Source organism: Litorimonas sp. WD9-15 (genome assembly GCF_050271975.1).
Taxonomy (GTDB): domain Bacteria; phylum Pseudomonadota; class Alphaproteobacteria; order Caulobacterales; family Maricaulaceae; genus Litorimonas.
This window is the reverse complement of sequence record NZ_CP189850.1, coordinates 1590531-1616849: the sequence shown is the minus strand read 5'-3', so window position 1 is coordinate 1616849 and position 26319 is coordinate 1590531. Positions and strand designations below refer to the sequence as shown.

Below are 26319 nucleotides of genomic sequence, written 5' to 3'. Positions count from 1 at the left end.
AAAATCCATCATCCCGCTCCGAGGAGAAGTTCAGCCGCCCGCACAGACGCTTCGACTATCAGGTCCGACTCTATTCCGATCACAATGGAGAGAATGGCAAGTGTCCAAATAGGGATCAGCATCGCGAGGGGGGCTTCATTGCGTTTGACGACAGCCCCGTCCACTTCCGGCGGAGATTGGAAATAGGCAATCAGCAAGAGCCGTCCAATATAGACGAGCGCGAGGATGGAGGTCAGCATGATGACGCCCACGGCCCACCACCAGCCCGCATCTGCCGCCGCGCCTGCGAGATTAATTTTGGACACAAATCCGGCTGTGAACGGTACGCCAATTAGAGACAGGCCGGAGATCGTAAAGGCGCCCATGGTCAGTGGCATGGTCTTTCCAAGGCCACGGAAGTCTTCCATTCGGGTGATGCCGAACCGGTACCACATCGCGCCAAGGGCGAGGAATAATCCACCCTTAATAATCGCATGATTGAGAATATGGAGATAACCCGCCGCAACGGAGGCCGTTGTCGCAATACCAATACCGAGCAGCATATAGCCAACTTGTGCCACAGAACTAAAGGCCAGCATCCGCCGCACATCCGTCTGGAAAATTGCCGTCAGTGACGCAAACAACATTCCGATCACACCCAGCCCGACCAGGACAAACATGAGGACATCTGCAACATAGGCAAAGCTCGGATCAAAGACGAAGAAGGTAAAACGCAGCAACAGGTAGAGCGCTGCTTTCGTCGCGGTCGAGGCGAGGAACGCCGTCACCGGCGTCGGGGAATGCGCATAGGCCCCCGGCAGCCATGTATGAAGCGGGAACATGGCGAGTTTCAGTCCCAGACCGATAATGATAAAGCCAAAGGCCACTTTCGCGACACGCGACCCACCGTCTAAATCCGCCAAAATCCGCGCCATATCCGCCATATTGAGCGTGCCCGTCTCCATATAAAGAAAGCCAATCCCGATGACGAAGAACGTCGCGCCGATAGACCCTAGAATTAGATAATTATAAGCGGCAGATAAGGCCCGACGGTCCCGCGCCGCGCCCATGGCGACCAGCGTGTAGGTCGAAATAGAGGACACTTCGAGGAAGACAAAAACGTTAAACGCATCGCCCGTCACGACCATCCCAAGCAAGCCGGCGATACAGAGCAGAAAAGCCGCATAAAAAGGCGCGCGCTTATTCGGTTTGATCTCCGCAATCGTCGCGGGCAGCGCATAAATCACCGTGATAAACGCCATGAGCGCGACCAAGAGGACGAGCGGCGCATTCAACGCGTCAATGTAAAGAGAAATTCCATGCGGCGGAGCCCAGCCGCCCATTTTATAAATAAAGGTGCCGACCTCTATATTATAAAGCGCGATACCAAAGGCCGTCACGGTCAGGATTGCCGTGACGATAAAGGTCGAAATCCACCCAATCCGCTTATTTGGCAGCAGCGCCGTCACCGCCGCCATGAGCAGGGGTAGAGCCATGAGAAAGCCGGGACCGTGCACGAGGAGCCAGTCCGGAAAATAATTAAGAAGGGCCATCAGTCCGCCGTACCTTCCAAATTATAAATGAAATCTGCCGCCTCGATCTCGTCTTCCTCAATGGTGTGATACACTTCGCGGATACGCACGACGAGCGCGAGACCAATGGCCAGTGTCGCCACACCCACCACAATCGCGGTCAGGATCAGGACATGCGGTAGCGGGTTTGAATAAATAACATCACTGCCCGGCCCCGGAAGAATATAGGACGCATCCCCCGCAGCCACGGAAATCGGGCCGTCGAGCAGTGCATAACCGTCCTCATCGTAACCATATTTTTTATCTTCCAGCAGGATGGGGGGTTGCCCGCCCTTAATCTTGCTGATCGTGATATAAAGCAGGAAGACAGAGGTCTGAAACACGGAGAGACCGGCAAGTTTTTTAATGAGGTTCCGCGAGGCGAAAATCGTATAGAGTCCCGTCATCATCAAAATTATGACAATCACATAATTATATTGTGCAAATAATTCAGCCATGACTACCAATCCTCGTCCGAGGTTTCGGGCTGACGAGAGCCGAAGGCATAAAATATTGCAATCATAACGGATGTCACAGCGCAGAGCACACCGAGTTCAATCGCGATAATCCCGTAATGCTGTCCCGAAATTGCATTTTCATTCAATACGGAATAATTTAGAAACTCGCCGCCCTTGAGGAAAGAGACCACACCGGTCCCGCCATAGAGCAAGACACCCAGCGACATGCCCACACGAATGAGCCAGGGCGGAAAGGCCCGCTTGGCTTCGTCCAATCCGAAAATCAACGCATAGAGAATGACGGAGGCCGCGAGGATAACGCCGGCTTGGAATCCACCGCCCGCACTATATTCGCCGTGAAAATGGACGTAAAATCCAAAAATCGCGATTAGCGGAATGAGGAATTTAGAAATCACCCGCAGCAGAACATGCGGATCCCGCGCCGCATAGGCATGGGGCAGTTCAGACTCTGTCATTTTGGGATCAGGCGCGCTCATGTCTCGGCCTCCCCGCTCTTTTTCTTATCTTCAGAGCGGTTATCTTTGGCATAGGCAGCAGAAGGGGCGGAGCGGTCATTGACGACCTGTCCGTTGGGGCGCGCAACCCAACGGCCCGCATTTCCGTTCAAACCGAGCAAGAGCAACACGCCCAATCCGGCGGCAAAAATCACGACAACTTCGCCAAATGTGTCATAGCCGCGATAGCTGCCGAGGACAGCCGTCACGACATTCGGGATTTGCACTTCCTCCGCCGTTTTCGCGAGATAATCCGTCCCGACATATGAATTTGCAGGCGAATTGGCGTCCCCAAAGGCCGGCATATCGCCCACCGCCCAGAGCATTGCTGCCCCCGCGAGACAGACAACAATGAATGCCCCGAGTTGACGGTTCATGGGAACCGGCGTTGACTTCCGATCCGCGAGCAACATGGCCGAGAGCATAAGAACGGTGGACACGCCTGCGCCCACAGCAGCTTCTGTAAAGGCCACGTCCACCGCATCTAGCGAGACAAACCATGCGGCACAAACAAGCGAATAGACACCTTGCAACATCACAACAGCAAAGAGCGACCGCATCCGCACAATCGCAAAGGCGACGACCACAAGCAGCGCCATCAAAGAAATATCTAGTAGGAGGACCGGTACGGCGAAAACCGGCTCAGCGGCGGCAAAGAGGGTCATGTTCCGTCCTCCTCTACATCCGGTAGGGAATATTTGCCGAGCACAGGTTTAACTCCCGCCTTATAGGCCGCATGGGCAATCGCATGTGTCGCTGTCGGGCTCGTGATCAGCAGGAAAAATGCGACGAGCAGGAGTTTCAGAACCATTTGCAGACTGTCACTCTGGAAGATCAAAGCGATGAGAATCAGCTCCGCCCCCAGCGTATCAGTCATCCCCGCCGCGTGAAGCCGCGTGAAAAAATCGGGCAAGCGCAAGACGCCAATCGTGCCCGCCATGACGAAAAATAAGCCCGTCACCATGGAGATTATCGTCCCCACATTCCGCAGCAATCCAACCCAATCGATAGAGTGTGTCACAGCCGCCGTGTCGGCAGCCACAGCGCCGAACAGAATAAATGCACTCATCATGCTCAACGCTCCGACTCGTCATTGACCATGAGGGTCACATTCAGGGCGCGGTAATTAAAAAATTTCAGCACGGCAATTGTCGCGATAAAATTCATCAACGCATAGAGCATTGCAATATCGACCCCATCAGGACGACCAATGATGAAACAAAAAACGCAGAGAAAGAGAACCGTCTTCGTCCCGAACGAGTTCACGGCGAGCAGGCGATCATAAAGCGTTGGCCCACCGATCAGACGTGTCAACATCATGGCCATAGACACGATGATGAGGAACGCGCTCCCCAGCATAAAATATCCAATAAAGGGCGTCATTCCACATGCTCCCCAATGGCCCAAGCGGAGCGTTTGCCCATATCCGTAAAATCTTCCGGCGCGGACATCTCGGCGAGCAGAGCGTGGACTAGGATATGATCGTCCTCCATCGACACGCTGACTGTTCCGGGGGTGAGCGTGATGGAATTGGCAAACATGACTTTGCCAATATCGCTTTTCTGCGGGGTCGGGATTTTCGTCATGGTCGGCGAAATGTTGAGGTTTGGCGAGAGAACAGCCCGCACAACTGCAATGTTAGCTTTGATAATCTCAATGAATAACCAGACGAAATAGGACAAAGTCTGCGGAATGGTCGTATAAGGCGCCGTTTCGTGATCCAGAATGCGCATGCGAACAGCCATCCACATCGTCAGGCCAATGGAAAACGCGCCCAGTGTCAGTAGGAGCGGCTTAAAATATCCCGACAGGGTCATCCACGTTGTGATGAGGGCCAGAAGCAATATGAAACTATAGCGTAACAGAACTCACTCCCTTGATTTGCACCGTCTTTAGCGGGCGAATCGAAAGGGTTAAAGGCTAAAGGCCCCTGTTTTTGCTATCCCTTGTGGGAAAAAACCAAGGCTGCCGTAATGGCCGCCGCGCCAAACTCTTCTTCGCGCGGAATCACACCATTTTTGATGTAGCGCAAGACATCCGCATTCAGGGACGCGGTCAGGGACCAGTTCCAATAGCGCAGGACCGTCTGGGCCTTATCCGTCGAAATCGTGTCATAGGTTTCCATGACGCGTTTCAGGTCCGGATGCATGGACCCATCCAGATCGTGCAGCGGGCGTTTCAGCGCGCGCCAAAATTTATTGATATAATCCCGCTTTAATCCAGGAGCCTTGCAGAGAATGGCAATCGCCTCCCCGCCCTTATCCGTCAGGATTTGCGCGCCCGTCGCGGGCTTCACGCCGGACATATATGAAATTTCTTCCGTCAGCTTCCGTGTCAGGCCCTGCACTTCCGCCGTTTCAATCGCATGTTCCAATCCGTCAAAATCAGACCGCGTTATGGCCGCGCGGTTCCGCTGTCGCCGTTCGATAAATTGTAGCGCTTTTCGCACACCTGCATCCGTCCAGCCATCGGCGGCAGCTTTTGGGAAGAGGTCCTGACAGGTTTCTTGCAGGACGTGTCGCGTGACACCGAACCGATGCAAAATCTTCTTCCGATTGGCCGCATCCGCCCACCAGAACATCGTCAATCCGTGAGAGGGGCGAAGCTCATCGCGTTTGATGAGAAGTTCAACATAGGTCTGATGAGAGCGCGAAACAGTTAAGATACGTTGCAGCGCGGTCTCACTGAAATTTGCGCCTTTATTTTTCAGAAGCGTTTCGACGACGTCCTCTTCGAGGAACTCAACCATGGCATCGACAACCGAGTCGGTGATTTTACGACGCTTAGCAATCACTGCTCGATGCGCAGAGGAGACTTTATGCGCGATTTGGATGAGGTCAGAGTCGGTCAGGGATCGGCTCTCTTCCAAAATATGTTTTGCGACGCGGATTTCATCTTTGGCGAGAATGACGAGAATGGTCCGCGGAGCCTCGTTCAACATGACGAGGCGTTTGGCGACAGATTCGCGAATATCGACATCCGCACTGCGTAGGAGTTCGACGAGAACATCCCCCGCCATATGGCGTTCCTGCGGCGTTAATTGGCTGGCCGGAATGCAGATAACATCGGCAAGACGTTTGGCGAGTTGACGCCGTACGGCAGCATCATCTTCGACCTCCGTTGCAACATCTTTTAACGCCATGGCCACCGTGCTGGAACCATCTTCGTTCATCTGAGATATGGCTAATCCGGCCATGCGCATCCGTTTCGTGAAAGTCAGTTAGGGCTAGGTCTAAACGGATAGGGTTAATGGAGGGTGACTTCCAGGACCTGACAAAGATGTTTTCACAACGCCCCTGTTATTCCCCCGCACACGCGACTATCTCCACCCTATAAGAGGAGGCTCGCATGAAAACCAATCCCGTACAGCCCGCACCAAGCGCTGAGAAACGCCCACATCATCAGACCCGGTTTGAGACGGAATGGACGGATGATTATGCGTGGATGAAGGACGCGAATTGGCAGACGGTCATGCGTGACCCTTCGCAGCTTGCACGAGATATTCGTGCGCATTTAGAAACTGAAAACGCCTATACAGACGCCGCCCTCACCCCCCTATCAGACCTAAAAGATGCGATTTTTGGCGAGATGAAGGGACGGTTGGAACCGACAGCGCGGGGTGTGCCCATGCCGGACGGCGCCTATGCCTATTTCCATTTCTACCGTGAAGGCGATCAGCACGGCGTCTATGCGCGACAAGACGTGGCGGCGGCTGAACCGGAAGACGAAATCATTCTGGATTGCGACGCACTGGCCAAAGGCACATCTTTTTTTGATATCGGGGATGTCTCGCACAGCCCCGATCATAAATGGCTCGCCTATTCCGTGGATGAAAAAGGCAGCGAAAACTATGCAGTCTTCCTACGCGATCTCGCCTCGGGCCAGGTTCATGGGACGGGGATTGACCGCTCGGCTGGCGCCCTCGTCTGGGCCGCAAATGGCCGGACGCTCTTCTGGGTGGAACGCGATGAAAACCAACGTCCCTATGCCGTGCGGTTCAAGGATGTGTTTGATGCGCGGGGCAAAATCCACACCGCCTATGAGGAACAAGATCCCGGCTTTTTCGTCAGTGTCGGCAGTTCAGATGATGAACGCTTCATCGAAATCAGCGCCCACAATCACACGACGAGCGAGATTCACCGCATCCCCTCCATTGATCCCAGCACGCCGCCCACATGTTTTTCGAAGCGCCAAGCGGGATTGGAATATTCCCTCCATGATCAGGGCGGCACGACCTATATTCTGACCAATCAGGGCGGCGCCGTCGATTTCGCCGTCATGACAGGCAAAGCCGGAGACGCGCCGACGGACTGGCAGCCTTTCATTCCGCATAAACCTGGAACGCTCATCCTCGGCATGGAAACCTTCTCGCGCTGGCTCGTCCGGTTGGAACGCGAAAACGCCCTGCCCCAAATCATTATTCGCGATATGGAGAACGGCGCAGAACACGCTATTGCGATGCCGGAAGCCGCCTATGGGCTTGGCATTAAATCGGGTTATGAATACGAAACGGACACGCTCTATTTCAGCTATTCCTCCCCGTCCCGCCCCGGCACGGTTTACCGATACGATATGAACACGCGCGAACGTGAGACTGTCCGCGTACAAGTCGTGCCCTCCGGACATAATCCTGAAGACTATCGCGTTGAACGGATTTCAATCACGGCAAGAGATGGTGAGTCTATTCCCGTCACGATTTTGGCGCGGAAAGATGTCGAAACTGACGGGAGCAATCCGCTTCTGCTCTATGGCTATGGGTCTTATGGGATCACCATTCCCGCAGGGTTTAGAACGCATATACTGTCGCTCGTGGATCGCGGTACGGTCTATGCGATTGCGCATATTCGAGGCGGACAAGCCAAAGGGTATCAGTGGTATCTGGACGGCAAACTTGAGAAGAAGATAAATACGTTCAACGATTTCGTCGATGCCGGGCGCGCGCTGGCAGAACTCGGTTGGACATCTGAAGGCCGGATCGTTGCCCATGGTGGCTCAGCGGGAGGCTTGCTCGTCGGGGCGGCGGTTAATCAGGCGCCGGAGATTTTCGCGGGCGTCATCGCAGCCGTTCCCTTTGTTGATGTCCTCAACACGATGAGCGACACGGAACTCCCCCTCACCCCGCCGGAATGGCCGGAATGGGGCAACCCGATCACGGACGCCGCCGCCTTCCATCGTCTACGCAATTACAGCCCCTATGATAATGTTGAAGCGAAAGCCTATCCGCCCATGCTAATCACAGGCGGGTTGACCGACCCCCGGGTAACCTATTGGGAGCCCGCAAAATGGGCCGCGAAACTCCGCGATCGCCAAACGAGCGACGCCCCGATTTTACTCAAGATAAATATGGAAGCCGGACATCAGGGCGAAAGCGGGCGTTATGACAGTTTGAAAGAAACCGCGCTGGAATATGCCTTCGCAGTGGATTGTATGGGGTTGAGTTAGAACCCCGGCGGGAGGGGTAAGAGATCTCCAGTCTCGTCGTGAAGATCAAATCGAATGAAAGTTTCCTTGGCCGTTCTCACCACAGGTTCATATCGCCACGTGCGTAAAGACTTTATCGAAACGTCTTTTAAGCTTTCATCCGTGCAGAGAATGACCTTCACATTCGTGGGTTTACCTTGCGCAGAAATATCAAATTTTAACCTACAATACCCGGAATGATTACCCCTTAGAAAACGTGGAGGAAATGTCGGAGGACTGCGCGGCACATGATAGTCATGTGCTGCCTCTTTCGAGCGGAAATCTATATCCAATTTGGCCGTATCAAATTTGGGTGTCCTGAGTTTAATATCAGGAAATCCCGGCCCTTCTTGAATTTTTGGATAGACACAATAATCCTGCGAAACAGGGCGCTCTGGGATTAGATATATATTAAAGACATCCGAAGCCCTCAAATTTCGATCCGTGTCAGCCCCATCTGATCGCCCCGCAAATGCAAAAGAGGAAACCTCGCGGGGCGCAATACTCATGCTTTCCATATCTGAACGCAAATATACTGCGCCGCAGATGGCAGCGACACTCACAGCCATCGCCGCGATGACGACACAAACCCCCAACTTTAACACGGAGCAGACCTAATACCCGCTCGGCAGCGGCAAGCGATTGCCCCGCTCATCCGCGAGGTCAAAGCGAATCTTTGTCTCCACCCCGCTGCGCGACACGGCACGGCCATTGACGATCTTGGGATTATATTTCCATCTCAGCACCGCTTTCGTGGACGCGCGTTCCAATATTCGGTTGGTGCATTGAGTCGCGGTCACATCAAAGGGCTGCCCTTCGGGGGAGACGCTGAACCGCATTGTGCAATATCCCGACGCATCGCCCTGTTGGAACCGTGCGGGCATAACGGGCGGAATCCGGACGATGGGTTGTTCATCCGTGTCGGGCTTAACGTAACCGGTTCCGCCAAAATCGATTTCCGGCAGTTCAAAATCGGGATCTGCAGAGACGGTTTTGATGACGGGTTCCGTCACAGGTTCCACGACATCTACACCAGTCGTGGGTGGCGGCGGCGGTGTTTCCACCCGCTCAAGTGGATCCGGCTCATCAATTCGCTCTTTGATCTCAACAATCTTCTCAACCGGATTGATCTCAAATTTGATAGATTTGGATTTATCCTGCGGCTGGAACTCCGTCGCAATGAGCTGGGCCATTGAGAACGTAAGTCCGACCGTCAACACGGCCGCAACTGGCATAACAAGCGGGGCGCGACACCAAACAGTTTGTTTCGCTCGAACGTGTGATGGAGAGAAAGAGTCAGGCTGAACAGTCCCCTCGCCTTTTCCTGTCACCGCTTCAGATGATTCAAAATACATGTTTGCCTCCCTACAATGTTATGTAACAACATAACATTGTAGGGAGGCCTGTCAATTTCTATTTAATTTTAGACATAAAAAAACCCGGCTGAGCCGGGTTTCTTACGAGATATAGTGAAAGACTACTCTTCAACAGTTACAACACGGAATTCCGCATCATAGTCTTCCTTATATGGCATACAGGTCTCAGCATCATCGAGCTTGAATTCTCCGATAAGGAATTCAGCTTTATAGGCTTGCTCAATCTTGCCGTAGCAAAGCTGGCGTTCGAGTCCTATTTCGAATTCGCAACGACGATCCACGGCGCTTTTTTCAGCCGCGATAAACTTCATCCATTTTTGAGCATTCAAACGCTCACGGGATGTCGCAGGTACACGTTCAAAAGCTTGTACAGCACTAAGACGCGCCTTTGTAATCGGAGCCTCAGCCATTTGAGCCGGAGTCATGTCGCAATTTAATCGCTCCATTGTCGACGTCGTGTCATAACGACAGTTCGCGATCAGCATCCAAGATTTGCCGGCATCATATCCACGATTAATGGCCTCCGTGAACGCTTTCTCAGAGGCTGCACATTGACCCTCATTATAGAGGGCTTCGCCCCAATCCGCATAAAGTTTGGCTTCGCCCGACTGGCTGGCGGCTGCCTCAAGGATTGGAATCGCGCGCTTATATTCGCGGGCTTGACGGAACAGGCCGGATAGTTGCTTCAGCTTATCTGGCGTTTTCGCGATCCGATTAGCGTTCATCTCACGCTCGAGAATCTCAGCCGCCTGATAGGGCATGTCATAGAAGGAATAATATTGAACGACTTTAAGAAGGTCCTGCTCTGTCGACAGCGCACCGCCGAGATAAAGCATTTTCGTGACTTCAAAAGCTTCCTGTTCACGTCCGCCATTGGCCAACATGGACGCCCAAGCATCCCACAGGTTCTTATCTTCCGGCCAACGACCGATCATCTGTTTAACAATATCCGCCTGACGTCCCTGCATACCCAGATTATTGTAGAGGAAGTTCATAAGGTCGAAATGCTTGCGCTCTTTCGGGCTGGCAGCGTTAAACCAACGCTCGGCCCAAGGCAGGGCGCGTTGGTAATTTTCGGCTTGAACCCAGGCATTGACCAAGAGATCGATATATTGCGGCTTTTGTTGTCCACCGGAATTCAGATAATTCTCAAGACGTTGTGCACCTTCAACATATTGACCATTCCCGATCATGAGCTGAGCAATAACGACTTTGATATTGTCGACTTCGTTCGGCAATAATCCGCCGGCATTGATGGCGTTCTCAAAAGCGCGTTGCGCATCACCCGGACGGTCGAGCTCATAGCTATACTGACCGAGCATTTGATACATGGTCGACTTTTCGTAAGGATTGAGATCAGGCAGGGTCAGCGCTTGGTTGAGCGCATTAACCGCGCCGAGATTGTCACCATTACTCGCCAGTGTTTGAGCATTATTGACGGCTTCGCCGGACTTCGCATCAAATTGACGGCCTTCTTCCGGCGGCGCATCCTGCGCAAATGCGGCCGTGGAAGGGAGTGTCGCACTAAACCCAATGACGGCAAGCGCTAGAAAGCTCGATCCCAATAGGGAGGCAGCTTTCACGCGAAACTTTGTTTTCTGTGTAGCAATGGTGTCGATCATGTCGTCATCCTTTGGTCTCTAAAGTCGCCCTGCCCTTTAGACTTAGTCAAAAGCAGAGGGGCTTCAATGTGGCGGAATGGAACATCAACATCACATTCCGGTTATTTAATTACTCAAATCACGTCAGTGATATGACGGAACACTTAATCGAGCTGTTCCAAGAGCAACTCGACCGTAAGTCTTAGAAGCCCGATGGCATTGGCAATGTGCGACCACGCTCATCCGAGAGATCGAAACGGATTGTTGATTCAACGCCAGAACGCGAAACTGATCGCCCATCAACGATCTTCGGGTTATACTTCCATTTTTGGACGGATTTAATGGTCGCCGATTTCAATTGATTAGACGTGCAAAGCGTCGTCTCAACATTAAAAGGTTGACCTTCTGGGCTTACGTCAAAACGGACTTTACAAAAACCGGAATTGTCACCCTGCAGAAAGCGTGGTGGAAAAATCGGTGGAATCCGGACAAGAGGCTGAGCATCGCGGTCAGAGACGGCAATCTTGAAGTTTTGCGCATCAATTTTGGGCGCTTCAAATTCAGGAATCGCGCCTTCTAGAGAGGCAATCTTTTCTGTTGGTTTATCGGCCTGCGCCCGCTCAATTTGCGGCGGTGGTGGCGGCGTGTCGACTTTCTTAATTTTGTCAACTTTGATTTCGCGCTCAATGACTTTGACGTCCTCGACCTTCGGGTTAATCTCGAAACTTGCCGTCTCAGATTTATCTTGCGGCTGGAATTCTTTCGCAATCAACGCGCGCATCGCGAGAAACAAGCCAACGGTCACAATGGCCGCAACGGGGATGGTGACGAACCAACGAATAGCGTTATTCATGAGAGGCTCCTATTTATTCCGTGCCGACCCGGGCGTTAATGCCAAGATCCTGCATGAGTTCCTGTACTGACATCACGATACCCACTTCGGCATCGCGGTCAGCCTTGATTATGGCATCGGCTTTCGGACTTTCGTCACGAATAGACATAATGATCGGACGGATTTCGCCGATCTCATAAGGACGTTTATCAATCCAAATCTCATTTTGAGCATTCACCGCCACGAGAATTGTCGGCTTCCACTCCGCGTCTGTCACAGCTTCGGGTTCAGACGGGTCTATGCCAGGCGTTTTCACGAAAACAGATGTGACGATGAAGAAGATGAGAAGAATAAAGACGACATCCAACATGGGTGTCATGTTCAGTTCTGTATCCTCATCAGGGATGGATGTACGTCCGCGTCTTGCCATGATGTTACCTTATTACAAAAGAGGCGCCTTAGCAAGCGCCGAATTCAGTTTGCCCTCGAAACCAGTGAAAGACACAATGACGGGACAAGAAAACGGACGCGGGATGCGTCCGCCAGTGGAGCCGGAGCCCCAAAACTTAGCTATTGCGAACAATCTCAATCTTAGAGCTCAACCCAGCCGAATCGAGGCCGTCTTTTAACTCAATCAAGATTTTATGTTTCGCAGCTTCATCCATACGAAGGATAACAGCAGCATTCGGCTTATCTGCGAGAAGTTTCTCAACCCGAAGCAAAACCCGGTCACAGCCCGTCCGTTCTCCATCGACGGAGCAACTGTCGCGATTATCGACGTAAACCGTAATCGCAGGATTGTCCGGCGGAGGTGTATCCAGATCATCCGGCGGAGGCGGAGGCTGAGTCAGATCAACACCTGTCTCATCCAAGAATGTCGCCGTCACGATGAAGAAGATCAGCATGATAAACACGATGTCGAGCATCGGCGTCATATCGACGTCTGCGTCATCTCCACCTGAATTTTTGCGTGAGCGTCTCATATCAGTTTCCTTTCACGCGCCTAGTAGACAACAGTTTCGGGTGACACATCGAGATCATCCGCAAAACGGGCGGTCTCGCGTGCACTCCACCGCGGCAGGACAGTTGAAAAGTAAAGCCCTGACAGAGCTGCCATCATACCGGCCATAGTCGGGATCGTAGCCTTAAAGACACCCCCCGCCATTAGACGTGCATTTGAAGATCCGGACAGTGCCATCACGTCGAACACCTCGATCATACCTGTCACCGTGCCGAGCAATCCCATCAGGGGAGCCAGTGCTACGAGTGTCTTGATGATACCGACATTCGTGTCCGTGCGTTCTTTAACCTGGCTGATCAACTCATCCTTGATGGCGTGTGCCCGCCAGGATGTCTTATCCGTCCGCGCGTCCCACTCCGCCTTAAGGCGGGCTTTGAGCGGTTTATGCGCGAAGAGATAGTAAGCAAATCTTTCAAGGATGAACGTCCACATAAAGAACGTCAAAATCATGATGTAAAAGAGGATGTTTCCTCCGGTCCCCAAGAACTCCTGGAGACCGTTAAAGACATTTTGCATGGCGTAGGCCTTTCTTTGTCTTTCCTAGAGGTCCTTACGCGACGCCGCGTGTCTCAACGTGGCGGGCCACGATACCGGCAGACTGCTCTTCCAACGTGCCCTGGATAGAGCGGGCGATGGAGGCACAGAAGCTGTGAAGCACGAGGAGCGGGATAGCCGCATAGAGACCCAACATGGTCGTCACGAGAGCGACGGAGATACCACCGGCCATCAATTGTGGGTCACCTGTTCCGTAGATCATCATAGCTTGGAAGGTCTGGATCATACCTGTGACGGTACCGAGGAGACCGAGAAGCGGTGCAACACCAGCCAGAAGCTTCAGAAGGTTGAGACCAAACTCAAATTTAGGAGATTCCCGCAGGATCGCTTCGTCAAGTTTCAATTCAACAACTTCGGCATTGTCAGATTGTGCACCATCATAAGCCATCATGACGCGGCCCAATGGATTCGACTTGGACGCCTGCGCTTTACGCTTCTGACCATTCACAGCCATCTTCACGAGGAAGAGACGCAGGAAGTTCAGGACACCAAAGATCACACCGAGGAAAGCCATAATAATGATGAATTTACCAATGTTACCGCCTTGGACCCAGTGACGCTCATAGAAGGACGGCACGCGCTCAAATGACTTCAGCAACTCACCCCGTGTTGGGTCGAGTGGCGCATAGACAACTTGTCCAGCTTCAGCATTGGCAACCTTTTGAGCCGCTGACGAAATCTGTCCGCCTGGCTGGCTGGGCAATCTGGCGAGGAGCGGAGCATCCTCACCACTTTCAACACCGGCAGCGCTATAGCTCAGGAATTGTGCATTATCAGACGTAAAGACCGCAAACGGACCCACGCGAGTCACGCCCTGAACGGCGCCATCATCAATATTGGCAACAGCGGCCTGATAAGTTGAAACCTGACGCTGAGCTTTGATTTCACCCAACATAGTTTCCCAAATCGCGTTCAAATCTTCTGCGGAAGGCAGCGCTTTTGACTCAGCGATACGACCCAAAACGCGTGTCCGCGTTGGATATTCGGATGTAATTAAGGAGCTATCGAGAAGAGCCTTAAATTCTGCAGCCTTCGAACGGGCAAGGCCAAAAACCTCACCAAAATCACCCTGCGCAGCGCGAAGCTGTTCTTCGAGCGCCTCAATGCGAACGCGGTTGCCATCGAAGGACCGCTGAACCTGCGCCGCACGATTTTCCAACTGACGCAGCTGGTTTCGGGCTTGATCTAATTTCGCCTGCTGCTGATTAGCATTGGCTTGGAACTCTTGGACACGCTGACGATTTTCAGCCTCTACCTTGGCGGCATTTTGGCGAATATCGTTGAGGAGACCGTCAACGGAGTTGATTTGCGCGCTCGCCGGGACAGCCGTGAGCAAGAGAGCGGAGCCGAATACGGCCGCCGTCGCTTTTGAGATAAATTTCATTTTAACACTCATGTTGATTATCCTTATCCTTAGCCGCGAATTTCGACGGGGGCGTAAATGAGACCCGGAGCAGCTTCGCCCTTGGCAATACGAATGGCCTGACGCATTTGAATCGCGTCCGCGCCCTCCAATATATCCCAGCTTTTTGAATCATTATTGTAGCGTGCAATTTCAGCTTCGTCTTTTGTGACATAGACGAGAGATGTTCGGCCAAAGCGGATGAAGTTCACGACATTACCAGCGCGCGTGGGATGCGCCCCCTCGTAACTATCAACACCCATGCCATATGTGACTTCGATTTTATAAGCGTTCAATACGCGACGATATTGCTCCGCCGGAGAGACATCGGGATTACCCAAAACAGCCTTCACATTTTCGATGCGCGCCAGACGCTCACCGATATTGAAAGGAAGATCATCTTTAATGCTGTCTTCCAAAGCTGCCGCCATTTTCAGCATCATCGGGCTCATACCCTGTTTGATCTGCTCAACAGTACCAAGCTGATTATTCAATGATGTGATCTCGGACTCTTGTGACGCCTTGAAAATTTCCTGCTGCGCCACGAATAATTCGATATTATCCTTCTGCTGCAAGACTGCACGATATTCGCGAATAGCCGTATCCGCCTGATCATCGAGCTGTTCGACGCGTTGCTGCGAAGCAGCGGCGGCGGCCGTAGAGGATTTCGCGACACTCAGTGCGGTATCGAGCTGAGCGTAAGCCGGCGTGGCGAGCATCCCCGCCGCAATTCCGGCCAGCATCAGGCGCTTGGCGATTGAAGATTTTAACATGGTTTCCTTCCAGGTCTGCTTTTGTTTTGCGAAAATGCCCGACATCACTTCAAAGCGTGAGGACAATCCCGAATTTTTACACCGCTATTGCGCGGCCTGAACTCTAATAGGTGCCGTCACGACACCCGGGGCACTTTCACCACGCGCAATACGCACCGCACGACGTGTATTAATGATGTCACCGGAACTCAGTTTGTCCCACTCACTGCTTTCTTGGTTCCAGCGAAAGCCTTCACGGCTATCTAGATCCAGATAGATAAAAGACATGCGTCCGAAATGGACATAATTGCCGTCTTTAATTTCGCTCTGGATGTCATCTATGGTCGCCCCAGCTTCCAATTTTTTCCGGCTATCGGTTGAAAGGTTACAAGTGGCAGAGGCAACATCCTCGCGGCAAGCCGCCAGACGACGACCAGGCGTGAGAGGGTGATCCCCTGTATATGCGGAAACTGAATTTCCGTAATTCACCTCAATATCCATGACGGCCATCGCACGACGATAAAGATCAGATGGGCGAACATCCTCGTCATTCACCATGCCCAGAAGCTGGCCAAGGCGGGCATAACGCTCTTCGCGCCTAAAAGGCAGATCTTGCTCAATCTGTTTTTCAATCTCATTGGCCATTTTCACGGCAATACCGCGAACAGCTTCAGCCGTTTGAGGCACCTGCTCAATCTGAGCTTCAAGCCGAGCGATTTTGTCTTGCTGGCTTTGCAGCATGACCTGCCGCTGGGCTGTCTCAATTTGTTTATTTGCGATCCGATCCAAGAGAACGGCGTAGGAGTTTGCGGCAGCGTCTGCATCTTGTGCGGTCGCCATCGGCACGGACACCAATTGCGCACCCGCCAATAAACCAGCACAAAGTGCTATATGGGCGATTTTAAATCTCACCACTCAGGTCCTCCGGTTTTCGACGTGCACTTGATGGCACATCCTTTTTTTTGCCCGCTTACACGGACGCTTTTTATTAATCAATCATTACGACGACGTCAGTGCAAGGGGGTTGACGCGTCTTTTTATTATTTAATTGCATTCTTGCGCAGTCTTAGCCGTCATAATTGTTATAACGTTACACAACTAAAGAAGTTTGTCCAGAGCCGGAGCCATTTAGAAGTCAGTTTTCGGAAGTCATCGCCCCGATCTCTTTTCAAATCAAAGAGTTAGAAAAGGTGTACGTGGTTGGGGCGGCTGGATTCGAACCAACGATCACGGGATCAAAACCCGATGCCTTACCGCTTGGCTACGCCCCAATATCGTACAGACCATCTGGCGTGAGCGGCCTCATAATGCGGGCTTGCCGTTATAGCAACAGCATTTGATGCAAAATATCAGGCCTACCCCAAACTTTGTGTCACACCTTTCATTTATAGCCCACATAACGCGTCGTTCCGCCGCAGATTCAGTCCCAGATAGACTGTCATTCCGTCAAAACGCCCCCTTCCCTCCTTCAGCTTTATCGTTTAACAACAAATAATAATCGAATTTCAATCCGATAATACGGGACACCTTATAATGCGCCAATTTTTTATCACGATGGTCGGAACGATTGCCGGCATTTTTGGATTCTTTATCGTTCTCATCGGCCTTTTCATCATATTTGGAATCATCGGCGCATTGGGCTCAATTGGCGAAAAGGAGCCGCAGAAGATATTGAATCTCGATCTACGCGCCCCGATGACTGACCACAATTCTGGAACGGACTTATTTGGCAGCAGTCCTGGCTCAATCGTTGATACCGTTTTTGCGCTGAATCGCGCGAAAACGGATGATTCGGTCAAAGGCCTTTTCATTCGTGCAGAGAGTGGCGGCATGGCCCCCGCCAGTGCGGAGGAACTGCGTCTTGCCCTGCTTGATTTTAAAGAATCAGGGAAATTTATCATTGCCCATGCGCAGGGATTCGAGAGCACATCCCTCATCACTTATCAGGCCGTCTCAGCAGCAGATGAAATCTGGATGCAGGATACAACGGGTTTCGCAGTTTCAGGACTCCATTCAGAAACTGAATTTTACGGCGGCGTTATGGAAAAGACGGGCGCCAATCCGGAATTCTTTCAATTCCACGAATATAAGAATGCCGTGAACAGTTATACACAGGAAGATTTCACAGACGCGCATCGTGAGTCGACGACAAGCTTTCTGACGTCAATTTTTGACAATGCCGTCGCCCAGATCGCAACGGATCGGGAGATGAGTGTTGAGGCCATAACATCTGTCCTCCAGACCGCACCACATAGCGCGGAAGACGCACTCGCCGCCGGAATGGTGGATGAACTCGGTCACATAGAGACAGCCCGGGAATATGCCCGCAAGAAATCCGGAAATGATAAGATCAAATTTGTAAACGTGTCGGATTACGGTCCAGGCGTCGATGTAAGTGGCGATATGATCGCCTTTATTGGCGGACAGGGTGCAATTTTACCCGGTCAATCCTCTGGCGGATCACTCTTTTCTCCAACCCCAACATTTGGAGGCGATACAGTCGCCAGTGGCTTTGATGCCGCCTTAAAAGATAAGCGCGTCAAAGCTATCGTTTTCCGAGTGAGCTCAGGCGGAGGCAGCCCGGCCGCATCTGATCAAATTCTTGCTGCCGCAGATCGCGCGAAAGAGGCCGGTAAACCCGTCATTATTTCCATGGGACAATATGCGGCCTCGGGCGGCTACTATGTCTCCGCCCATGCAGACCATATCGTCGCAATGCCTCAGACCATTACAGGTTCAATCGGGGTGTATGGCGGCAAGGTTGCGTTCGAAGATACATTTGCAAAAGTCGGCTATAATGTTGAAGGTATCACAGTTGGCGGTGAATATGCAGGCGCCTATTCCGTTGATACCGCCTTCTCAGACATGCAATCGGAAGCCTATCGTGGTCAATTACAAGATATTTATGACGATTTCACACAACGTGTCTCAAATGGGCGCGATATCCCGCTAGAGCGCGTGCAGGAGATCGCCAAAGGCCGCGTCTGGACGGGTGCACAAGCCCAAGAGATTGGACTCGTCGATGAACTGGGCGGCATCATGACGGCGCTAAACGCGGCGAAACGTTTAGCAAATCTGGACGAGGATGCTGATATTCGGATTAAAGTCTTCCCGCGTCAGAAAACATTTGAGGAACAGCTGGAAGACCTCTTCAAAGGCAGTGCGCAAGTCACGCAAGATATACAAACGCTGCGCGAAATCACCGCCCTCCCCGAAGTCCAAGCCGCAATCCGCGCGCGCAACAAAGCGCGCATGGGCCAGGAGATGACAGCGGATATTCCGGAGATTAAGTAACTCGTATCAGCGCCTTTAGGCTTACAGGAACTAAGGCCACAATAAAACATCACACCGGAGAGGCGGGTCACTTGCCTCTCATTCATTTCACGCAAGTTACATTGAATTATCCAAACTCGGTCTGTCGCATTTGGAACAGTTTCTTCTAATTCGATACGTGAAAGACAGTTTGCGCGTGGCCTTTTTCAAACTCGCACTCCAGCTGATGAAAACCACGCTCAGGCCAATGTGCATGGATGCCCCCAGCATGCTTGGCTGAGCATGTGTTCAAAAGTTCTTCAAGCACGCACACCCATTGACGAATAGCAGCATTGACCTCAGCAAAAGACCTGAGGGACAGTAAATTTGTTCAAGAGGATCAAGGTCTTGTTCGGCTTTAATAGCGTCTACAAAACCGGCCCATCGGCGCGCGACGGAGGAACCCGTCCGGGCAGTTCAAGTAAGTTCTATGGAAATGTAGTCGTTCTACACGGGTCTCATCAACCTGCCCTCTGATCTACAATCTCCTAAACGGCCATGCCTTGAGCGCCGTTAGCGGCGCTATGAAAAGCAAAATTTAAAGTCCTACACCGGGTTGTGAAGCGGGCCATAGCGCGTGTTTTATTTACTACTACGACGCCAAAACCGATCTTAGACCCTGCCCAAAATCGGTAACTATATCCTAGACGTCGCGCATAAAAAAAGCCCCGCCAAAGCGGGGCTTTAGAAATTCAAAACTCAAACTGACTTAGAAAGTCTTCGTTACGTTCGCGAAGTAAGTCCGGCCACCGATATCGTAACCAATACCGCCGAGGTTGCCCAAGTCGTTATTTGTTGTCAGAGGCGGAGCCGTATCAAACAGGTTGTTCACACCTACACGGACAACATAAGAGTCACGTGAGAATGCAAAAGACGCTGTGTGGTTCCAGTAGCTTTCGAGATCATCAAGCTGACGACAAGCCTCATCCGGTCCACCGGATGCACGACCTTCTGCACGCGAACAGTTCGAGAAGAATGTCGTGACGACCTCATTGCGGTTCTCTTCGACATTATCTTCGATCTGGCTGTCAATGAAACGAGATTGGAAGAGGAATGAGAAATCACGCCAGTTCAAAGTGTTCGTCAGAGTCAGACGCCACTCAGGGTTACCATACTCGTTAAGCTGATCATTTAGGTCGGTTCCATCAACGGTAAATTGCTCAATCGTCTGCGTTAGAGATTGCGTTGCACGACCGATCAAACGGTAATCAAACGCGTCATCAACACCCGGAAGCTCAAAATCAAATCCGAATTCTGCGTTATAATCGATACCTTCGACGACTTGATCACCCAAGTTCTGGTTCAGCGCGGAAACGAATGAAATTTCACCTGTTGTGTCATCACTTGGATCCAAAGGATCACGAACGAGGAACTCACATGTAGGATCAGTCAAACCGGGTGAATTATAGCATCGGTTTACAATCGTAGCAGCTGTAAGAGAGTTAACTTCATCTTCAATCGTGATTTCGAAGTAATTTACAGCCAATTTGAAATCAAAGTCATCAAACCAAGGCTGATCAATTGTCGCACCAATAGAGAGAGCAGACGACGTTTCGGGATCCAATTCTGGGTTTGAACCACTAGCAACACGTGTTGGCGCACCAAAGAAGACCGGGTTCGTACCGCCAAGGCCACGAATACCCAAATTGAATGGGTTTGTCGCAGGAATGCCGAACGGTCCACCACCATTCAAACAGTTATCAAGAACGATTTGAGAGCGGTTTTCCAAAGTCGGGTCATAATTTCGTGTGTCCGGCGTATTTGGATCATTATCGAAATCCGTGAATGGAACCGTAATGCCAGGCGTCCGACAAGGGTCATTCGGGTTTGCGAAACCAGTCACACTCCCGCCGAATTGCTCGCCCAAGTTTGGCGCACGGAAAGATGTTCCGTAAGTTGCAGCAAAGCTTAGCCAATCAGTCGGAGAATACTGACCTTTGACGCTGTAAGTTTCAGCAGAACCAAAGTTTGACTCATCCGTATAACGACCTGCCAAGTTTAATGTCAGCTCTTCGATGCCCGGCTTGTCTTTGATAAGCGGAATTTCGAGCTCACCAAAAAACTCTGTCAGGTCACGTGTGCCGTTTGAGCCCGGATCGTTGAAGAAACCCTGAAAATCTCCCGCGAGAGATGTTCTGGTCTCAATTTGATCTTCGCGATATTCGCCACCAAAACCAGCAATAACTGTTCCGCCGAATGGAATTTCGAACAAGTCACCAGACATATATCCGGAAATAGTAGACTGCTTGACAATTGTATCTGTTAGGCGATTCGGGAAGAGATAAGCATTATCTTCCTCGTTATCAAAACGGCCTGTAAAGATGAATGTTGGATCCAAAAAGTTGAGTGGGCGACATTCGACTGTCTGCCCAACACCCGGTATAGACCGTGGATCACAAACGGCTTCGCCTGTCGCTTCATCAATACGTGTATTTGCCAGAGTCTGCTCCAAACGTGGGAAGAATGGCACACCGGAAACACTGTCTTGACCACTGGAACGTGAATAGCTCCAATATGCATCATACCCCCAGTTCTTCAGACCAATATTCTCAAGGAATGGAAGATCCCCTTTCAGTCCACCAATGACGCGGGTTTGCGCAACATTTGTGTCGTTCTGGAAACGGTTATTGAAGAAAAGCGTAGGCTGTGCACCAGAGCCAGCGAACGGGCTAAAGACGTATTCATCAAGCAAAGGAATACTGCCTTGACCGGATGTATCCGTCCGCGTTTCACGGCTGGCATATGACGCTTCAAAGTAAGCGGTCATACCACCGTAAAGGCCGGTGTCATACTCACCGATTGTGTAAAGTGATGTCCGCTGGAAATCAGGCGCAAATGCTGCATTCAATTCTTCAGGGAAAAGAAGAAGACGTTGACCGTTAACATCGTCGGGCTGAATCAGAGTCCCCGTAATGCCAATAGGAACAAAGTTTTCTGGAATTCCATCTTCATTCGCACCTTCTTGATATGCGAGGAAACCAAATGGTGAGCCACTGACCGCGCCGGCACCGAATGAACCCGTACACAGATCCGGATTGTAAACTGTACCACTGGCACCAAGCGTAACAGCACTCCGGCACCCACCGCCATAGGGAGAGTAGAAATCTGACAATGCACTTTCGGCATATCCAGCCTGACGACTATGCTCAATCGCAAGTGTCAAGAAGCCTTTATCGTTCGAAACACCGGTTGTTGCAGAGAACACTTCCTGATGTCCGGCATTTCCAGGGAGTTCAGGGACAGTCGCGAAAGCATCAAGCTGAAGACCTTCGAACTCTCTTCTAAGTTCATAGTTAACAACACCCGCAACCGCATCGGAACCATAAACGGCTGACGCACCGTCAAGGAGAACGTCAACGCGCTCAATCAAGGAGCCGGGGATCAAGTTGAGGTCAGGCGCGGATGGTGCACCGCGAACACCCGCAGGTGCAAGACGACGACCATTCACAAGAACAAGTGTACGGCCTGGGTTCAGTCCGCGCAATGAAGCCGTCGCGGAACCCGGACCGCTTTCAGAAAGGTTACCAGCTGATGTGGACAAACCGGTCGTAATTTGCTGACCCTGAACAACGGTTGTTTGACCGAGAAGATCAGAAGCATCGACGAGGCCAAGGTCACGGGCAAATTCGCCATCAATAACCTGAAGCGGTGAGGCTGACGTGAACTCGCTCCGACGCAGACGCGAACCCGTGACAACCATAAGGTCATCATCAGCTTCCAAAGCCGTATCTTCGGCCTGCTCAATTTCAATGACATCATCATCTAGTATTGGATCCGCGTCTTGTGCATTTGCTGCAAATGCAGCGCCGAATAATACGGTAGATAGAATTGAACTTTGTAGTAGTTTTGATTTCTCTCGCATGTTCATTGTTAAACCCTTCCTAGAACATCGTGGCTTTTTTGCCTCGTTGGTGCTGTTAGATGTCATAAATTTAATGCATTCAAGGGCAACCTGACGAAATTGTTAGAAAAAAAACAGTGTTCGTGAGTTTTTTGGGCTCTTTGTTGCAAATTTACCACTTTTGAACGAAATGATAGCAACAGCACGGATATCCTCTGGTCTTGACCCGTCGCGGTCACGAGAATTTTCATTGTAAAACCTTCCCACAGTGACTTAAGCATGACGTTGGACACAAACGCCGCCGGCACCGCCTTAAATCTGTGGGGAACCGAATATGTATAGACTTAAAAGTAAATCCAACCGTATCCTGACTTTATCGGCCTGCGTAACCGCACTCTCCTTCATGTTCACCTCAACGGCGACGGCGCAAATGGCGGGCATTGAGGCCTGTCAAGCCACACCAGATCCCGCACAGAGATTACAGTGTTATGACGCACTCTTCCCCACATCATCCATTTCAAATCCGCCAAAAGTGGAAAGTGTCGAAAGCCCGGCCTCCAAAATAGAGCAAGCTGAGAAAAACTTCGGAGATAAAACCGCTCAGAAAAAGGATGATCTGGTAAGGCCCGTCATCATCGCTCAGAAAGACGAAAAAGTTGCGAAAGTTAAAGTCCCGGAGATCACCTCAATCTCGCAACAGGTTTCAAGAATTGATACATTTGGGTATAAAAAATTACGGGTTTACCTCAAGAACGGACAAGTCTGGGAGCAGGTCGGCTCGGTGACACGCAGACCCCCTAAAGTTTCAGACAAGCGCCCGCTTATCGCAGAAATCAAAACGGGGGCTTTGGGGAGTTACTCTCTTCAATTTGATGGCAAAGGCCGTGAAATAAAAGTCAAGCGCGTCCGTTAGGATTTGAGAAAACCATAGCGCATTCTCATGTCCGTATTTTCAGATTTTGATTGGTCCTGGCGCGGCGTGCGGGTGCGCGAAACGGGGGCGGAGATTCGTTTTTCGCGCGGCCTGATCTTGGATGTGTGGCGTGGGGGGCTTTATATCATTGCTGAAGCTTTGCGTCCAAAAGCGGCGCGCTTATCCGGTCTTAGCTTTGCGCAAATCAAGCCCCGCCCCTGGTATCTGATCTGGGGCGCTCTACGTCAGGGCGGATTGCGGCATGAGGCGGAAGGCTCTGTTGTCCTTCATTTCTCAGACCAGACAGTCACAGATCAGCTGAGTTTGGATGACAGCCTGCATATTAATGGCGCCTGCACGGATATTTCCAAATCACATGTCGCCAAAACCTTTGAAGCCATTTTTGGCTATGACCTTGCAACCGACCCCGAAACGGCGAGCGGACCCTATCTCGAAAAAGGAGAAGAGAACGGCGTGCATGATGCGACGATTGAGACGCGGCCAAAACCTGCCGCTGCCGGACGCGTCTATCAACGCCTCATCGACAACCGGACGCAGGGCGGGACGGTCCTCGATTATCGTTGCCCGACCGTGTTTGGGGAAATCCCCCTGGTCTTTTTAAAGGAGCGCCCCATCGACCAGCGCTTTGCGAACCTGAACACGCGGGTGCGGATTACAACAGCGGACACCTGTTTCAGTAATGAAGAAATTGAACAAATTAGTACGTTTTGCGCCGCTATGGGCCTCGACTGGGGTGGATTGGATATTCTGCGTGATGCTGCGGATGGACGTCTTTATATCGTGGATGTAAACAAGACGGATATGGGCCCGCCGTTGGCCCTGCCCCTCAAAGAAAAGTTATCTGCCGTTAAAACACTTGGCCTTGCCCTGCGGGACGGGGTAGAGAGTCGCCTATAATGGGAATCCCTTTCGTCAGAACCTTTGATTTCGACTATGGCGTGGCCACACAGGTCAGCCCAATGGTCCAACGTGTGATTGCCGATAATCCCGGGCCGTTCACCTATACGGGGACTGGCGTTTATATTATCGGAAACAAAAATGTTTGCGTGATTGACCCGGGGCCTGAGACCGAAAACCACAAGGCCGCGTTGAAAAAAGCCCTCGCAGGCCGAACCGTCACGCATGTTCTCGTCACGCATCACCATATCGACCACAGCCCCATGGCCAAACCGCTGGCAAGCGAGTATGGCTGCCAAGTTTACGGCTTTGGCGTCCAGCCCAAGCCCCCACAGGGCGGCGAAGTGCGGCTAGAAGCCGGCGATGACTTGTCTTTCAAACCCGATGTCGAAATCCGTGATGGCCACGTGATTGAGGGTGACGGCTGGACGATGGAAGCGCTGCACACGCCCGGCCATACATCCAATCATCTCTGCTATGCCCTGCAAGAGGAAAACACGCTTTTCTCGGGCGATCATATTATGGGCTGGTCAACCTCCGTCGTCTCACCACCGGACGGACATATGGGTGACTATCTAAATAGTCTGAATGAAGTTCTGATCCGTGACTTTGACGTCATCCGCCCCACGCATGGGCCGGAAATTACAGATGTTCGCCCTTTCGTGCAGGCCTATATTGACCACCGTTCAAAGCGGGAGGCCCAGATTTTGGCAGCATTGGAAGCGGGGCTCGAAACCATAGGTGATATTGTCGCGAAACTCTATGTCGATGTCGATAAACGCCTGCACCCGGCGGCGGCGCATAGTGTGTTGTCGCATATGATTCACTTGCGCGAAACAGGTCGCGTCTTGGCGGATGGACATGATGGTCTGCGCCAGACTTACACGCTGACGCCCGTCACGCGCTAGGTTACAGACTTAACCTGTCTGACCCATACGCTCTAAAAACTCACCGACGCGTTCAGCGTTTTTACCGAGATCAGACCCACCGATGCGGGACAATGAGCGGACATCGACAACAGTCCCGCCGCCCTTTGCATCGCGAAGACGGATGGTCACGTCGTCCTGAAAACCGTACCAGAATGTCGTATCCGTCGCATCAATGCGTCCCGTCGCGGGATCTTGTTCCTTGATCTTCCAACCCATGGCTTTCGCCGTCGCTAAGGCTTCGCCGAAGACCACATCCTTGGAGGAATCGATTACAAGTGGACGAATATCGGGAAAGGCTTTTGTCTGCATAGCGGAGACGAGGCCTTCGCCGGTCTTCTCTTTCTGCGCGTTGAATTTCGGCGCTTTTTTGCCGATATAATCCGCCGTGTTAACACCTTTAACTTTGGCGCGTTCCGCCATGACGACCGAACCAAAGACAGGCGGGTCCTGCGTGTCCGTGGTGACATCATGAATGAAGGGCAGTTTCACATAGACTGCTTTTTCCGTCGCCTTTAACTTCCCGATCGCGACAAGTGGGATGAGAACAGCCAATATGCCGACGATCAGACCTTTGCGAGGTTTGACGATAAAAGCGAGCACGACGCTGATGAGGCCAAACGCTCCGCAAATTAAAACCACCAATGGCCCAATTTTCTGGTTAAGCATACCAAAGGCTACACCCAGATCGAATAAACCAAGTTTATATCCGACGGCGGCGATGATGAAAATGAGCGGCGAAAGGATGAGCAGCGCCAGCGTGATCCGGTTCACCCAGCGCCGCAATTTCCGTCGCTTGTCACCGCTATGTTTGGGATGAATCGCTATATCGTCGGAATGATCATTTGCGGGGGGCGGTGTCAGGTCAGCCATGGGAGGTCCTATGC

Annotated in this window: 26 protein-coding genes and 1 tRNA gene; 6 read left to right on the top strand and 21 right to left on the bottom strand. The window is 51.7% G+C overall.

Annotation, left to right across the window (positions count from 1 at the left end):
- Nucleotides 1-8: 8 nt before the first annotated feature.
- The 8 genes from ACP9M6_RS07480 to ACP9M6_RS07445 form a co-directional block, all read right to left on the bottom strand.
- Nucleotides 9-1532 carry a monovalent cation/H+ antiporter subunit D family protein gene (locus ACP9M6_RS07480; protein WP_427449883.1) on the bottom strand — a complete coding sequence of 508 codons (1524 nt, stop codon included), beginning with the start codon at nucleotides 1530-1532 and terminating at the stop codon, nucleotides 9-11.
- Nucleotides 1532-2008, bottom strand: coding sequence for a sodium:proton antiporter (locus ACP9M6_RS07475; protein WP_427449881.1), 477 nt, complete (start codon nucleotides 2006-2008; stop codon nucleotides 1532-1534). The genes ACP9M6_RS07480 and ACP9M6_RS07475 overlap by 1 nt, the downstream gene beginning before the upstream one ends.
- A 2-nt stretch (nucleotides 2009-2010) precedes the next feature.
- Complete coding sequence (locus ACP9M6_RS07470) at nucleotides 2011-2505, bottom strand: Na(+)/H(+) antiporter subunit B (RefSeq protein WP_427449879.1); 495 nt, start codon at nucleotides 2503-2505, stop codon at nucleotides 2011-2013.
- The gene (locus ACP9M6_RS07465; protein ID WP_427449878.1) at nucleotides 2502-3188 is read right to left on the bottom strand and encodes a DUF4040 domain-containing protein; all 687 of its coding nucleotides are present in this window, start codon (nucleotides 3186-3188) and stop codon (nucleotides 2502-2504) included. Before ACP9M6_RS07465 ends, ACP9M6_RS07470 begins: the two co-directional genes overlap by 4 nt.
- Nucleotides 3185-3595: a monovalent cation/H(+) antiporter subunit G gene (gene mnhG / locus ACP9M6_RS07460; RefSeq protein WP_427449877.1), complete on the bottom strand. Its 411-nt coding sequence runs from the start codon at nucleotides 3593-3595 to the stop codon at nucleotides 3185-3187. The genes ACP9M6_RS07465 and mnhG overlap by 4 nt, the downstream gene beginning before the upstream one ends.
- Before the next feature lie 2 nt (nucleotides 3596-3597).
- Nucleotides 3598-3906: a monovalent cation/H+ antiporter complex subunit F gene (locus ACP9M6_RS07455; protein ID WP_427449875.1), complete on the bottom strand. Its 309-nt coding sequence runs from the start codon at nucleotides 3904-3906 to the stop codon at nucleotides 3598-3600.
- Entirely contained in the window at nucleotides 3903-4367 is a 465-nt protein-coding gene (locus ACP9M6_RS07450; RefSeq protein ID WP_427449873.1) for a Na+/H+ antiporter subunit E, read from the bottom strand. The genes ACP9M6_RS07455 and ACP9M6_RS07450 overlap by 4 nt, the downstream gene beginning before the upstream one ends.
- Nucleotides 4368-4462: 95 nt before the next feature.
- On the bottom strand, nucleotides 4463-5719 hold the full coding sequence (locus ACP9M6_RS07445; RefSeq protein ID WP_427449871.1) for a DUF2336 domain-containing protein: 1257 nt from the start codon (nucleotides 5717-5719) through the stop codon (nucleotides 4463-4465).
- 152 nt (nucleotides 5720-5871) lie between these two features.
- Between ACP9M6_RS07445 and ACP9M6_RS07440 the strand changes: the two genes are divergently transcribed.
- Nucleotides 5872-7965 (top strand): S9 family peptidase, encoded by a 2094-nt coding sequence (locus ACP9M6_RS07440; RefSeq protein WP_427449869.1) that lies wholly within the window; start codon nucleotides 5872-5874, stop codon nucleotides 7963-7965.
- On the opposite strand, the gene ACP9M6_RS07435 is transcribed toward ACP9M6_RS07440, so the two are convergent.
- Nucleotides 7962-8492, bottom strand: a complete 531-nt coding sequence (locus ACP9M6_RS07435) for an energy transducer TonB (protein WP_427449868.1) — start codon at nucleotides 8490-8492, stop codon at nucleotides 7962-7964. The genes ACP9M6_RS07440 and ACP9M6_RS07435 overlap by 4 nt on opposite strands.
- Here ACP9M6_RS07435 and ACP9M6_RS07430 point away from each other — a divergent pair.
- The gene (locus tag ACP9M6_RS07430) at nucleotides 8428-8601 is read left to right on the top strand and encodes a hypothetical protein (protein ID WP_427454801.1); all 174 of its coding nucleotides are present in this window, start codon (nucleotides 8428-8430) and stop codon (nucleotides 8599-8601) included. The two genes, ACP9M6_RS07435 and ACP9M6_RS07430, sit on opposite strands and share 65 nt — an antisense overlap.
- Here the strand turns inward: ACP9M6_RS07430 and ACP9M6_RS07425 are convergent.
- From ACP9M6_RS07425 to ACP9M6_RS07380, 10 genes are all read right to left on the bottom strand, one after another.
- Nucleotides 8598-9176, bottom strand: a complete 579-nt coding sequence (locus ACP9M6_RS07425) for an energy transducer TonB (RefSeq protein WP_427449866.1) — start codon at nucleotides 9174-9176, stop codon at nucleotides 8598-8600. The two genes, ACP9M6_RS07430 and ACP9M6_RS07425, sit on opposite strands and share 4 nt — an antisense overlap.
- Before the next feature lie 284 nt (nucleotides 9177-9460).
- A complete protein-coding gene (locus ACP9M6_RS07420; RefSeq protein ID WP_427449864.1) occupies nucleotides 9461-10981 on the bottom strand; it encodes a hypothetical protein in 1521 nt (506 codons plus the stop codon).
- Between the two features lie 181 nt (nucleotides 10982-11162).
- Nucleotides 11163-11813, bottom strand: a complete 651-nt coding sequence (locus ACP9M6_RS07415; protein WP_427449862.1) for an energy transducer TonB — start codon at nucleotides 11811-11813, stop codon at nucleotides 11163-11165.
- 13 nt (nucleotides 11814-11826) lie between these two features.
- Nucleotides 11827-12222 (bottom strand): ExbD/TolR family protein, encoded by a 396-nt coding sequence (locus ACP9M6_RS07410; RefSeq protein ID WP_427449860.1) that lies wholly within the window; start codon nucleotides 12220-12222, stop codon nucleotides 11827-11829.
- A gap of 136 nt (nucleotides 12223-12358) precedes the next feature.
- The gene (locus tag ACP9M6_RS07405; protein WP_427449858.1) at nucleotides 12359-12775 is read right to left on the bottom strand and encodes an ExbD/TolR family protein; all 417 of its coding nucleotides are present in this window, start codon (nucleotides 12773-12775) and stop codon (nucleotides 12359-12361) included.
- Nucleotides 12776-12795: 20 nt separating this feature from the next.
- Nucleotides 12796-13329, bottom strand: coding sequence for a MotA/TolQ/ExbB proton channel family protein (locus ACP9M6_RS07400; protein WP_427449856.1), 534 nt, complete (start codon nucleotides 13327-13329; stop codon nucleotides 12796-12798).
- Nucleotides 13330-13363: 34 nt separating this feature from the next.
- Nucleotides 13364-14764, bottom strand: a complete 1401-nt coding sequence (locus tag ACP9M6_RS07395) for a MotA/TolQ/ExbB proton channel family protein (RefSeq protein WP_427449854.1) — start codon at nucleotides 14762-14764, stop codon at nucleotides 13364-13366.
- Nucleotides 14765-14781: 17 nt separating this feature from the next.
- Nucleotides 14782-15543, bottom strand: a complete 762-nt coding sequence (locus ACP9M6_RS07390; protein WP_427449852.1) for a DUF3450 domain-containing protein — start codon at nucleotides 15541-15543, stop codon at nucleotides 14782-14784.
- Nucleotides 15544-15627: 84 nt separating this feature from the next.
- Complete coding sequence (locus tag ACP9M6_RS07385; RefSeq protein ID WP_427449850.1) at nucleotides 15628-16434, bottom strand: DUF3450 family protein; 807 nt, start codon at nucleotides 16432-16434, stop codon at nucleotides 15628-15630.
- Between the two features lie 285 nt (nucleotides 16435-16719).
- Nucleotides 16720-16793 (bottom strand) — tRNA-Gln (locus ACP9M6_RS07380).
- A gap of 262 nt (nucleotides 16794-17055) precedes the next feature.
- On the opposite strand from ACP9M6_RS07380, the gene sppA reads away from it, so the two are divergent.
- Nucleotides 17056-18816 carry a signal peptide peptidase SppA gene (gene sppA, locus ACP9M6_RS07375; protein ID WP_427449848.1) on the top strand — a complete coding sequence of 587 codons (1761 nt, stop codon included), beginning with the start codon at nucleotides 17056-17058 and terminating at the stop codon, nucleotides 18814-18816.
- A gap of 727 nt (nucleotides 18817-19543) precedes the next feature.
- Here the strand turns inward: sppA and ACP9M6_RS07370 are convergent.
- The gene (locus ACP9M6_RS07370; RefSeq protein ID WP_427449846.1) at nucleotides 19544-22696 is read right to left on the bottom strand and encodes a TonB-dependent receptor domain-containing protein; all 3153 of its coding nucleotides are present in this window, start codon (nucleotides 22694-22696) and stop codon (nucleotides 19544-19546) included.
- A gap of 313 nt (nucleotides 22697-23009) precedes the next feature.
- Between ACP9M6_RS07370 and ACP9M6_RS07365 the strand changes: the two genes are divergently transcribed.
- Genes ACP9M6_RS07365 through ACP9M6_RS07355 form a run of 3 tightly spaced genes read left to right on the top strand, consistent with a single transcriptional unit; the run spans nucleotide 23010 to nucleotide 25414 of the window.
- Nucleotides 23010-23588, top strand: a complete 579-nt coding sequence (locus ACP9M6_RS07365) for a hypothetical protein (protein ID WP_427449844.1) — start codon at nucleotides 23010-23012, stop codon at nucleotides 23586-23588.
- Between the two features lie 27 nt (nucleotides 23589-23615).
- On the top strand, nucleotides 23616-24506 hold the full coding sequence (locus ACP9M6_RS07360) for a hypothetical protein (RefSeq protein ID WP_427449842.1): 891 nt from the start codon (nucleotides 23616-23618) through the stop codon (nucleotides 24504-24506).
- Nucleotides 24506-25414 carry an MBL fold metallo-hydrolase gene (locus ACP9M6_RS07355; protein WP_427449841.1) on the top strand — a complete coding sequence of 303 codons (909 nt, stop codon included), beginning with the start codon at nucleotides 24506-24508 and terminating at the stop codon, nucleotides 25412-25414. The genes ACP9M6_RS07360 and ACP9M6_RS07355 overlap by 1 nt, the downstream gene beginning before the upstream one ends.
- Nucleotides 25415-25423: 9 nt before the next feature.
- On the opposite strand, the gene ACP9M6_RS07350 is transcribed toward ACP9M6_RS07355, so the two are convergent.
- Nucleotides 25424-26305, bottom strand: coding sequence for a DUF1499 domain-containing protein (locus tag ACP9M6_RS07350; RefSeq protein WP_427449839.1), 882 nt, complete (start codon nucleotides 26303-26305; stop codon nucleotides 25424-25426).
- Nucleotides 26306-26319 lie beyond the last annotated feature (14 nt).